This is a genomic window from Ideonella sp. P3_A4 (assembly GCF_056403075.1).
Genome location: NZ_JBFUGE010000215.1, coordinates 1 through 10,152 on the forward strand (window position 1 = coordinate 1; position 10,152 = coordinate 10,152).

A 10,152-nucleotide genomic window follows, 5' to 3' on the forward strand; every position below is an offset into this window, starting at 1 on the left:
CTTCACGCCACGCTCGCGGCACTTCTCGGCCAGCTTCTGCGTGAAGACGCGGGCATCGCCCGACTCGTCGCTGGGCGTGTAGGTGCCGCCGTGGATGTTCGGACCGAAGGCGGCCAGCGACGGCTCGACCTTCAGCACCTCGTCGCGGTTCAGCACCCGGCGATCGACGCCGTGCTGGCGCATCAGCTCGGCACCGGCGGCGCCGGCTTCGAAGTCCTTGGCCGACGAGAAGAAATGCAGGATGCCGCGCTCGAGGCGGTCGTATTCGATGCCGGTCTTGTCGACCAGGCCCTTGAGCGACTCGTGGCTGTAGGCGCCCAGGGCGACCAGCTGCTCGACGTTGCGGGCAAACGCAGCATCAGAGCACTGCAGCAGGAACTTGATGCCCCAGCGCCACTGGTAGGGGTCAAGCCGGGGCCGGAACAGCAGCGGCGAGTCGTCGCGCAGCAACCACTTCAGCACCTTCAGCGGTGCACCGGCATTGGCCCAGGGCTCGCAGAAGCTGACCGAGATCTGCGCGCCGTTGGCGAAGCTGGTTTCCAGCGACGCGTCGGGTTGGCGGTCGACCACCGTCACATCGTGGCCCTCTTCAGCCAGATACCAAGCGGTGGAGATGCCGATGATGCCGGCGCCGAGAACGATGACCTTCATGCCAGAGCTGCTGCGAAATTGAACTCAGCCCATTCTCGGCAGGCAGCTCCAATAAATGAAGCAAAACTCATGAAATTCACACTTCATTAGGTTTGCTGATATTGGCGAAGGCGGGCCTAACTTGGACGCTTCGTGGCGGCGGCAGGTGGGCAGACCGGCGAGTTCCCCGAGGCGAGACCGGTGAGCCACAGTCGCGTGCAAATGCCGCAACTGCATGGCTTTACCCCTTGAAATAGAGGTAACGAAAAACCGCAACAGGACGAAACTGAAGACACACACCCGCACCGGAGACCCACCATGTCGAACGCCGCTCACCCCAGCCTGTTGCGCCGTCTGATGGGCCTGGGCGCGACGCCCGCGCCGGAACTGGACCCGGCCGACATGGGCACTGCGATGGGTCTGGACTTCTGTCTCGACGAGCCACCCGCCGACGTGGTCGCCGCGACGAAGCTTGCCCAGGCGGGTCGGGTGAGCATCGCGCAGACGAGCTGGCTGCGCCGCTTCAGCGCCAGCTGAAAAAGCTTGCCGCTGCACCGACGCAGCGGCCGTTGATGAATCTCGTGCGCGCTCAGCGCACCAGCAACACAGGCGTCGTGCAGTGCGCCATCACCTTCGTCGTCACCGAGCCCATCACCAAGTTGCCCAGCGAGCTGTGGCCGTGTGAGCCCATCACCAGCAGGTCGAACTTGCCCTTGGATGCCACGGCTGCGATGTTCTCGGCCGCGTGGCCGATCTTCGCCACGAAGGTGGCCGAGAGCTTCTGCTTGGTGAAGAACTGGCGGATCGGCTTCAAGACCTTCTCGGCTTCCGCCTCGTAGTAGGCGGCCAGCACCGACTTGTCCAACGCCGCGGCAGCGCGCGGCGGCACGGCCATCACCGAATGCAGCACCGTGTAGTCGTGGTGCTCGCCCAGCCAGTCATCGTGCGCAGCCAGATAAGCCAGCATGCGCTTGGTGTAGGGACTGCCGTCCACGGCAACCAGGATCTTCATCGTTCATCTCCTCGGGAGTTCAAATCAGTTTCGCATGGGCCTGCCGGTGCGGCCTGTGGCTTGTCGACATGGTGGCGGGGCACGTCGATCGTGAACTGCGGACGAAAGGTCTCCTGCTCGCCCTTGCTGTAGTAGCCGCGCGGGTTGGCGAACACCTCACAGCGTTGGTGGTGGCCAGCGCGGTAGTGGCTGGGGCAATGCAGGTGGCCGTGCAGCCAGACGTCGGCCAGGTCGAACAGCTCGTCCAGCGCGTTGCAAAAGCCCGCCGTGCCGGGCGTGAGGCCGTAGCGCGGGTCGGCGCTGCTCAGGCTCGGCGCATAGTGGGTGACGACGACGGTGGTGCCGTCGAACGGTTGCGCCAGCGCCTCGCGCAGCCATTGCTGGCATTCGAGTGCGACCTGGCGCCACTCTTCGGCCAGCATCGGCTCGCCGTACCGCGTGGCGGTGAAGCGCTGCAGGTAGAAGTTGGCCGCACGGTAGGCCTTCTCTCGCGCCTGCAGCTGCTGGGTCACGGTGTTCTTGCCGATCGCCAGCGCGTCGAAGTCGCTCCACAAGGTGGTGCCGATGAAGCGGATGCCGTCGATCACCAGCGTCTCGCGCTCGAGCCAGGTGATGCCCAAGCGTTCGCAGGTGGCGCGTAGGCGCGCGTGGGCTTCTTCGAAATCGAGGCCGTCGTACTCGTGGTTGCCGGGCAGGTAGAGCACGCGCTGCCACGGCGCGCCGGGCTGGCCGGGAGCGAAACGCTCGAGCCCGAAGTCGGTGCCGGTCAGCCGGGAGTTCGCTTGGTACGAACCGATGTCGCCGGCCAGCACCAGCGTGTCGGCGCCGGGAGCCGGCGGCAGCATGAAGTCGTGGTAGCGCTCGAGGTGCAGGTCGGAGGCAAGTTGCAATCGCATGGGGGCGATGATCGCAAACCTGCGCAGCCGGCGCTGGCGTCACGTCGTTTCGTAGCGGAACACTTCTTCGAGCGGCTTGCCGAAGGCGGCGGCGATCTTGAACGCCAGCTCCAGCGAGGGCGCGTACTTGCCGGACTCGATCGCGATGATGGTCTGGCGCGTGACGCCGGTCTGTTCGGCCAAGTGGGCCTGCGTCATTTCACCGGCGTCGAAGCGCAGGCGGCGGATGGAGTTGACCACCCGCGGTGCACTCACCTTGCCACCCCGTGCCGGTAGCCCAGCACCTGGCCGGCGTACTTGGTGACCTCGGCAACCACGAACGCGAACAGCAGCCACTGGCCGATCGCGATCACGCTCATCTCCGGCCCCCAGACCGACAGGCACAGCAGCAGCGCGATGCTGATGCTCAGCACGATGTAGGCGCGGCGGTACGCCATCGAATCGATCACGGTGTCGCGCTCGTCCTCGGGTTCGCGCGCGGCCTGCCAGGCCAACGCAATGTGCGTGGCGGCGGTGAGAACCGTCTGCACGACGACGGCCAACGCAAAGCTGAGCCAGATTTCGGCCACGATGACCGGCCGCCCCTGCTGGAACAGCCCCCAGACGTGAACGAAGTAGGGCGTGAACACCAGCAGGGTGCTCAGCAGGCAGATCCAGGCGCTCTTCTCGCGGAAGCTCATGGCGGTCCCTCGGTTGACGATGGATGCCAATGTATTAATCAGCGGACTTTATGTCAAGTTTGTTTTACATTGAGTCCGCTTTGATTGACTTCACGAGGGCTCTGTGGCGCAGGCGTACATGCGTGTGGCCACGTCCTTCAGCCAAGGCTGCGCGGCCCAATGCGCTTGTGTGAAAGCGTCGATTTCCGCCTGGTGTTGCAACGAGGCGCCGACCATGTCCAGCCCGTCAATCAGCATGCGTTGGTGACGTGGTGAGAGGCTGAACGGCGCGCGAAGCTTCGGGCTCGTCACCGTCAGGGCTTCGAGATCGATGCGCAGTGGCAGCGGCCCCTCGTGCGTTGCGGCTTCGTCGAGCAGGGCCAGGGCGTTCGCTTCGCTCACCATCGTCGGCAGCAGCAGGTTGTTGATGGCATTCGAATAGAAGATTTCTCCGAAGCTGGATGCGATCACGGCCTGGAAGCCGAACTGCTGCATGCCCCACACCGCGTGCTCGCGGCTGGAGCCGCAGCCGYAGTTCGGCCCGGCGATCAGGATGTCGACGCCGGTGAACGCCGGCTGGTTCAGCACGAAGCCTTCGTGTGGCCGGCCTTGCGCATCGAAGCGGAGGTCGTACAGCAGGCCGCCCGCCAGGCCGGCCTTGTCGATGCCGCGCAAGAACTGCTTCGGCATGATCTGGTCGGTGTCCAGGTTCGCGGTGGGCAGCGCGGCGGCGCGGCCTTCGATCACGCCTTGCTTCATGCGAGCGTCCTGACGTCGGTGATGTTGCCGGTCACCGCCGCCGCCGCGGCCATCGCCGGGCTCATCAGGTGGGTGATGGCACCGCGGCCTTGTCGGCCTTCGAAGTTGCGGTTGGTGGTGCTGGCGCAGCGCACGCCATCGGCCAGCACGTCGTCGTTCATCGCCAGGCACATCGAGCAACCGGGCTGGCGCCACTCGAAGCCCGCGGCTTGCAACAACGCGGCGATGCCTTCGGCCTCGGCCTGCGCCTTCACCGCGCCCGAGCCCGGCACGACCATCGCGCGTACGCCGGGTGCGACACGGCGGTTGCCGACGACGGCGGCCACGGCGCGCAGGTCCTCGATGCGGCCGTTGGTGCACGAGCCGATGAACACGTGCTGCACCGGGGTGCCGGCCAACGGTGCGCCGGCGGTCAAGTGCGTGTAGCGCAAGGCTTGCTCCGTGCTCTGGCGTGCGGCCGCATCGGCGGACGCGGTGGGTGAGGGGATGCAGCCAGTGATCGGGATGGCCTGGTCCGGGCTGGTCCCCCAGGTGACGTAGGGCGCCACCTCACTGGCATCGAAGCGGTGCTCGGTGTCGAACACGGCGCCATCGTCACTGTGCAGCGTGGCCCAGTAGGCGATTGCCATGTCATGCCAATCGCCTGCGGCCAAGTCTGGTGCATGGCTCAGCACATAGTCGATTGCCACCGCATCCGGCGCGATCAGTGCGCCACGCGCACCAGCCTCGACTGCCATGTTGCACAGTGTGAATCGCGCCTCGACGCTGAGTGCGTTGATCGCGCTGCCGGCGAACTCGACCACATAGCCACGTGCCCCTTGCGCGCCGATGCGCGCGATGATCGCGAGGACTAGGTCCTTCGCCGTCGTGCCCGTTGGCAACTTGCCATCCACCGTGATGCGCATGTCGCCAGCGAGGCGATAGACCAGCGTCTGCGTCGCCAGCACATGCTCGACTTCGCTGGTGCCTATGCCGAAGCCCAGCGCGCCGAGGGCGCCGTAGGTGGTCGTGTGGCTGTCGCCGCAGATCACCACCATGCCGGGACGGATCATGCCCAGTTCCGGTGCGACCACATGCTCGATGCCTTGCAGCCGGTCGTTGGTGTCGAACAGCGGAATCTGGTGACGCTCGCAGTTGCGCTTCAGGTTCCTTGCCTGCAGGGCCGAGGCCGGGTCCTGGATGATGCGGTGCCCGACCGGGTGGGTCGGGATGATGTGGCTGACCACCGCCACGTTCTGCCCAGGCACCGCCACGCCGCGGCCGCGCTCGTGCAGCCCGGCAAAGGCCTGCGGGCTGGTGTATTCGTTCATCAGGTGCAGGTCGCAGAACAGCAGCACGTTCTGCTCGTCCAGCACTGCCACCGTGTGCGAATCGACCAGCTTGCGGTACAGCGTCTTGGCCATCGCGCTCAGTCTTGTCCGGTGAGAAAGGGCAGGGCGATCGAGAGCAACTGCTCAGGCGCTTCTTCGGGGATGTAGTGGCCGCAGTCGACCGCCTGGCCGCGCACGTCGGCCGCGACCTTGCGCCACTCTGCCAGCGGGTCGAAGCAGCGCTGCACGATGCCCTTGGCGCCCCACAGCACCATCAGCGGCATCGCGAGCTTCAGCCCCTTCTCACGGTCAGCGCGGTCGTGTTCGAGGTCGATCGACGCGGCGGCGCGGTAGTCCTCGCACAGTGCATGGGCGGCGCCAGGCTGCTGCAGGCAACGGGTGTACTCGTCGAGCGCGCGCGGGTCGAACGGGCCCAGCCCAGCGTGACGCGCGCCCATCAGCTCGCGCACATACGCGCCGGGGTCGGCTTCGAGCAGGCGCTCGGGCATCGGCGCGCGCTGGATCAGGAAGAACCAGTGCCAGTAGGCACGGGCAAAGGCCTCGGTGGTTTGCGAATACATCGCCAGCGTCGGCGCGATGTCCAGCACCACCAGACGCTTCACGGCGCCGCCATGGTCTGCAGCCATCCGGTGGGCCACGCGCGCGCCGCGGTCGTGCGCCAGCACCGCGAAACGCTCGTGGCCTAGCGACTGCATCACGCGCAGCATGTCGCGCGCCATCGTTCGCTTGCTGTAGTTGTCGTGATCGGCCGCGCCGGCGGGCTTGGATGAATCGCCATAACCGCGCAAGTCAGCCAGCACGACCGTGAAGCGCTCGGCGAGTTGACCCGCCACGCGGTGCCAGATCGCATGCGTCTGCGGGTGGCCGTGCAGCACCAGCAGCGGCGGGCCGCTGCCGCCCACCAGCGCGTTGATCTCCACGCCCTCGTCGGTGGCCACGCGGCGTGATGCAAAGTCGGGGAAGAACGTGGCGTCGACGGCGTTCATGGCATGCCTTCTGTGACTTTGAGTGAGGCCATCGTAGGCCTGAAGGCCTCGGAAAGGGCGTCGCGTGGCGCACATCATTCATTCCAATGGCGACACAATCGATCGACAATCGGCTCAATGGACGCTGTTTCCGACCTGAGCTTCTTCGTGCTGCTGGCCCGCCTGGGCAACCTGAGCGCCGCGGCGCAGCAACTGGGCGTGACGCCGCCAACCGTCAGCAAGCGGCTGGCGGCGCTGGAGCGGCGGCTGGGCGTACGGCTGCTGCACCGCACGACGCGGCGCGTGAGCCTCAGCGCCGAGGGCGAGGCTTATCTCACCGAGGGTTCGCGGCTGCTCGGCGAACTGCAGGTGCTGGAGCAGACGGTGGCCGGCAGCCGCGCCACACCGCGCGGCTTGCTGCGGGTGCACGGCACGCTGGGCTTCGGCCGCCGCCACCTGGCGCCGGCGCTGTCGGCTTTTGCGCGCCAGCATTCCGAGGTCGAGGTGCAACTGCAGTTGAGCGACCGACCGGTGAACCTGGTGGAGCAGGGCATCGACGTCGCGGTGGAACTCGGCAGCCTGCCCGATGCACGCCTGACCGCGCGCCGCCTGGCGCCGAACCGCCGGCTGCTCTGCGCCACGCCGCGCTACTTGCGCGCGGCCGGTGAACCCGCGCGACCCAACGAACTGGCCAGCCACCAGTGCATCGTGCTGCGCGAGAGCGACGAGACCTTCGGTACCTGGCACCTGCGCTCAGGCAGCAAGCAAGAGACCGTTAAGGTGCGCGGCCGCCTGGCCACCAACGACGGCGACACCGCGCTGCAATGGGCGCTCGACGGCCACGGCATCCTGCTGCGCTCGGTTTGGGACGCCGCGCTCTACCTGCGCTCCGGCCGCCTGCGACAGGTGCTCGCCGACTGGCAACTGCCCGATGCTGATGTGAGCGTGGTCTACCCGACCAAGCAGAACCTGTCGGCGCGTACGCGGGCTGTCGTCGACTTCCTGGCCGACTGGTTCGACAAGCACCCGCTGCCGACCTGGCCTTGACGGCGCGTTCTACACTTCGCCTCGGCGGTGCCTCGGCATCGCCAGCGTTCTCAGGGCGGGGTGAAAGTCCCCACCGGCGGTGATGGCGGGGCAACCCGCATGAGCCCGCGAGCGCCCACCCAGCTCCCGCTGAGTGGGGTCAGCAGACTCGGTGTGATCCCGGGGCCGACGGTCACAGTCCGGATGAAAGAGAACCGCTGCGGTAGGCACCGCCTGCGTTTCGACGCAGGACGACGGTGCCCGCCGTGCGTTCCTGCGCCCTGATTCTGGCCACCGTCTATCCAAGGACACACCATGAATCAGTCCCTTGCTTCCTCCAAGCTTCAAGCGCTGTCGCAGCCCACGCGGCCGCCGCGCCGCATTGCCGCCATCTGTGCCTCCTGGCACCGCGACATCGTCGACCGGGCGCGCGATGCGTTCTTCGCCGAACTGGCCCGCGAGGGCTGGCCACCCGGTCAGGTCGAGACCTTCGACGTGCCCGGCGTGTTCGAGATCCCGCTGCTCGCTCGGCGGCTCGCGCAGACCGGCCGCTACGAAGCAATCGCGGCCTTTGGTTTCGTCGTCAACGGCGGCATCTACCGGCACGACTTCGTCTCCGGCACGGTGATCGACGGCCTGATGCGCGTGCAGCTGGACACCGGCGTGCCGGTGCTGTCGGCGGTGCTGACGCCGCACAACTTCCATGACCATGACGAGCACCGGCGCTACTTCAGCGAGCACTTCGTCGTCAAAGGCACCGAGGCGGCGCAGGCCGCGCTGAAGATCCTGGCGCTGCACCGCGACCTCGACACACTCGAACGCGTCGACGCGCTGGCTTGATCAGCGCGCGGATCTGAGTGAAGGGCGGCTGCATGCCGCCCTTCTTCATGCCGCCCTCAGACAGTCGACGATCTTCAGCCGCGCAGCACGCCAAGCCGGCAAGAACCCACCGATCAGGCCCATGACGAGCGAGAAGACCAGCGTCTGCAACACGATGCCCGGCGTCAGCTTGAACTGGAAGGCCAGCTCGGCAAAGGTCTGGAAGTTGGTGGTCGAGATATCGACCGCTTGCATCACGCTGGCGCCCAGCAGCCCCAGCACGCCGCCCACCAGGCTGAGCAACAGGCTTTCGGACAAGAACGCCAGCAGCACCGCGCCGCGCCGAAAGCCCAGCGCGCGCAAGGTGCCGATCTCGCCGGTGCGTTGCGCCACCGCGGCGAACATCGTGATCATCGCGCCGACGATCGCGCCGATCGAGAAGATCACCGACAACACCGTGCCGAGGATGCGGATGAACTTGGCGAGCCCCTCGCTCTGCTCTTCGTAGAACTGAATCTCGGGCTTGGCATCGACCTGCAAGCGCTGGTCACCATCGATCGCGGCCTTGGCGTTGGCATAGCCGTCGGCGCTGGCCAGGCGGAAAACCACGGTCGAAAACGCGCTGCGCCTGAACGACTGCATCATCAGATCGGCATCGCCCCAGATCTCGGAGTCGAACGCGGTCTTGGCCGCGTCGAAAGTGCCCACGATCAACCAGTCACGGCCGCCGAAGCGCAGGGTGTCGCCAATATGCGTGCCCTCGAAGCCCGCCGCCACCGCATGGCCGACCACGATCTCGGCGGTGCCGGCACGAAACCAGCGCCCAGCGGCCAGCTTCACCTGCGGCCGCAGCGCGGGGCCGGCCAGGCCCATGCCGCGCATCGTCACGTTGCTCGGCTTGCCGGTGCCGGCCTTGGGCAGCGAGTTGAGCACCACCGTTTCCTTCGACACCAGCAACTCGCCCACGCGGCCGGTGGCGACGCCCGGCAATGATTCGAGGATGCCGGCTTGGATGCGGTCGACGCCGCTGTTGATTTCGGCCCCCGCGCCCTTGCGCAGCACCAGCACGTTGTCGGCCTGGCCGGTGGCCACCAGCGTCGCACGGATGCCTTCGCTCATCATCAGCACGGTGGCGAAGGTGTAGACCACCAGCCCCATGCCGGCGGCCGTCAGCAACGTGGTCACGCGCCGCACCCACAGGTTGCGCGCGATGTAACTGAACGGGACGACGTTCATCCGATGTGTCTCAGGCCTTGCACGATGTCGATCCGGCTCATGCGCCAGGCCGGCCACGCGGCAGCGACGATGCCGACGATGGCGGCCGCGCCGCACTGCATTGCCACGGTCGACGCCTGCACCTGGAACACCGGCAGGAAAGAGCCCAACGCGCCGGCAATGCCGGCCACCGCCGGGAAGGTCGCGGCCAATCCGATCGCACCGCCAATCAACGCGATCAGCAGGCTCTCGCCGAACAGCAGCCGCACGACGAAGCCGGGCGAGAAGCCCAGTGCCTTCAGCGTCGCGTATTCGGCCATGCGCTCGCGCGCCGTCATCGTCATCGTGTTGGCCATCACCACCATGATGATCACGATGATGATGTAGCTGACCGCTTCGATCGCCGCGAGGATGGTCTCGCTCATCGAGACGAAGCTCAGCTGGAACGCGGCTTCGGTTTCGGTCAGCGTCTCCGCGGCCGAGTTCTTGAACTGTGCATCGACCCGCTGCGAGATCAACGCGGCGTTGTGCGGCTCGTCGATGCCCAGCACATAGACGCCGACGAAGTCAGCCCGCGGGCCGTATTTCTTGCGCAGCGTCTCGTTGATGTACTGCCAGTGGAACAGCATCTGCGACTCGTCGGTCTTGGCCTCGGCGCCGTCCCAGATGCCGCGCAGCGTGAAGTTCCAGGTGCCCGAGTAGATCGTGCCGCGGATGGGGATCTGATCGCCGATCTTCCAGCCGTAGGTGTTGGCCAGCTTGCGACCGACGATCGCGCCCTGGCGGTCGCGCAAGAAGGCCTGCTTCTCGTCCTCGCTCAGCCGGTACTCGGGGTACAGC

At 66.7% G+C, this 10,152-nt stretch carries 13 protein-coding genes and 1 riboswitch; of the genes, 3 read left to right on the plus strand and 10 right to left on the minus strand.

Translation table 11 applies throughout. From position 1 onward, the window contains the following. Positions 1–651, minus strand: a 651-nt coding sequence (locus tag AC1DYI_RS18485; protein ID WP_477205594.1) for an FAD-dependent oxidoreductase, incomplete at its 3' end; no start/stop codon positions are given. 297 nt (positions 652–948) lie between these two features. Here AC1DYI_RS18485 and AC1DYI_RS18490 point away from each other — a divergent pair. Next, positions 949–1,167 carry a hypothetical protein gene (locus tag AC1DYI_RS18490; protein ID WP_477205595.1) on the plus strand — a complete coding sequence of 73 codons (219 nt, stop codon included), beginning with the start codon at positions 949–951 and terminating at the stop codon, positions 1,165–1,167. Between the two features lie 52 nt (positions 1,168–1,219). Here AC1DYI_RS18490 and AC1DYI_RS18495 read toward each other — a convergent pair whose 3' ends face one another. From AC1DYI_RS18495 to AC1DYI_RS18525, 7 genes are all read right to left on the minus strand, one after another. After that, a complete protein-coding gene (locus tag AC1DYI_RS18495) occupies positions 1,220–1,642 on the minus strand; it encodes a universal stress protein (RefSeq protein ID WP_477205596.1) in 423 nt (140 codons plus the stop codon). Continuing rightward, entirely contained in the window at positions 1,639–2,538 is a 900-nt protein-coding gene (locus AC1DYI_RS18500; RefSeq protein ID WP_477205597.1) for a metallophosphoesterase, read from the minus strand. Before AC1DYI_RS18500 ends, AC1DYI_RS18495 begins: the two co-directional genes overlap by 4 nt. A gap of 39 nt (positions 2,539–2,577) precedes the next feature. Beyond that, a complete protein-coding gene (locus AC1DYI_RS18505) occupies positions 2,578–2,793 on the minus strand; it encodes a helix-turn-helix transcriptional regulator (protein ID WP_477205598.1) in 216 nt (71 codons plus the stop codon). Continuing rightward, entirely contained in the window at positions 2,790–3,218 is a 429-nt protein-coding gene (locus tag AC1DYI_RS18510; protein WP_477205599.1) for a hypothetical protein, read from the minus strand. The genes AC1DYI_RS18505 and AC1DYI_RS18510 overlap by 4 nt, the downstream gene beginning before the upstream one ends. A 90-nt stretch (positions 3,219–3,308) precedes the next feature. Beyond that, positions 3,309–3,956 (minus strand): 3-isopropylmalate dehydratase small subunit, encoded by a 648-nt coding sequence (gene leuD / locus AC1DYI_RS18515; protein ID WP_477205600.1) that lies wholly within the window; start codon positions 3,954–3,956, stop codon positions 3,309–3,311. After that, complete coding sequence (leuC, locus tag AC1DYI_RS18520) at positions 3,953–5,359, minus strand: 3-isopropylmalate dehydratase large subunit (protein ID WP_477205601.1); 1,407 nt, start codon at positions 5,357–5,359, stop codon at positions 3,953–3,955. Before leuC ends, leuD begins: the two co-directional genes overlap by 4 nt. Before the next feature lie 5 nt (positions 5,360–5,364). Next, positions 5,365–6,273: an alpha/beta fold hydrolase gene (locus tag AC1DYI_RS18525; RefSeq protein WP_477205602.1), complete on the minus strand. Its 909-nt coding sequence runs from the start codon at positions 6,271–6,273 to the stop codon at positions 5,365–5,367. A gap of 117 nt (positions 6,274–6,390) precedes the next feature. On the opposite strand from AC1DYI_RS18525, the gene AC1DYI_RS18530 reads away from it, so the two are divergent. Then, entirely contained in the window at positions 6,391–7,299 is a 909-nt protein-coding gene (locus AC1DYI_RS18530) for a LysR family transcriptional regulator (RefSeq protein WP_477205603.1), read from the plus strand. Positions 7,300–7,341: 42 nt separating this feature from the next. Next, positions 7,342–7,498: riboswitch (FMN riboswitch) on the plus strand. A 95-nt stretch (positions 7,499–7,593) separates the two neighbouring features. Further along, entirely contained in the window at positions 7,594–8,118 is a 525-nt protein-coding gene (locus AC1DYI_RS18535) for a 6,7-dimethyl-8-ribityllumazine synthase (RefSeq protein WP_477205604.1), read from the plus strand. A gap of 45 nt (positions 8,119–8,163) precedes the next feature. On the opposite strand, the gene AC1DYI_RS18540 is transcribed toward AC1DYI_RS18535, so the two are convergent. Both AC1DYI_RS18540 and AC1DYI_RS18545 read right to left on the minus strand, forming a co-directional pair. Beyond that, positions 8,164–9,333 (minus strand): ABC transporter permease, encoded by a 1,170-nt coding sequence (locus tag AC1DYI_RS18540; protein WP_477205605.1) that lies wholly within the window; start codon positions 9,331–9,333, stop codon positions 8,164–8,166. Then, positions 9,330–10,152: ABC transporter permease (locus AC1DYI_RS18545; protein ID WP_477205606.1), on the minus strand; the 823-nt coding region annotated here is incomplete at its 5' end. The genes AC1DYI_RS18540 and AC1DYI_RS18545, both read right to left, overlap by 4 nt.

Bases quoted from the DNA above. Each gene is read 5' to 3' on its own strand.
- AC1DYI_RS18490 (WP_477205595.1), top strand. From the start codon at position 949: ATGTCGAACGCCGCTCACCCCAGCCTGTTGCGCCGTCTGATGGGCCTG.
- AC1DYI_RS18500 (WP_477205597.1), bottom strand. From the start codon at position 2,538: ATGCGATTGCAACTTGCCTCCGACCTGCACCTCGAGCGCTACCACGAC.
- AC1DYI_RS18530 (WP_477205603.1), top strand. From the start codon at position 6,391: ATGGACGCTGTTTCCGACCTGAGCTTCTTCGTGCTGCTGGCCCGCCTG.
- AC1DYI_RS18525 (WP_477205602.1), bottom strand. From the start codon at position 6,273: ATGAACGCCGTCGACGCCACGTTCTTCCCCGACTTTGCATCACGCCGC.
- AC1DYI_RS18540 (WP_477205605.1), bottom strand. From the start codon at position 9,333: ATGAACGTCGTCCCGTTCAGTTACATCGCGCGCAACCTGTGGGTGCGG.
- AC1DYI_RS18510 (WP_477205599.1), bottom strand. From the start codon at position 3,218: ATGAGCTTCCGCGAGAAGAGCGCCTGGATCTGCCTGCTGAGCACCCTG.
- AC1DYI_RS18535 (WP_477205604.1), top strand. From the start codon at position 7,594: ATGAATCAGTCCCTTGCTTCCTCCAAGCTTCAAGCGCTGTCGCAGCCC.
- leuC (WP_477205601.1), bottom strand. From the start codon at position 5,359: ATGGCCAAGACGCTGTACCGCAAGCTGGTCGATTCGCACACGGTGGCA.
- AC1DYI_RS18495 (WP_477205596.1), bottom strand. From the start codon at position 1,642: ATGAAGATCCTGGTTGCCGTGGACGGCAGTCCCTACACCAAGCGCATG.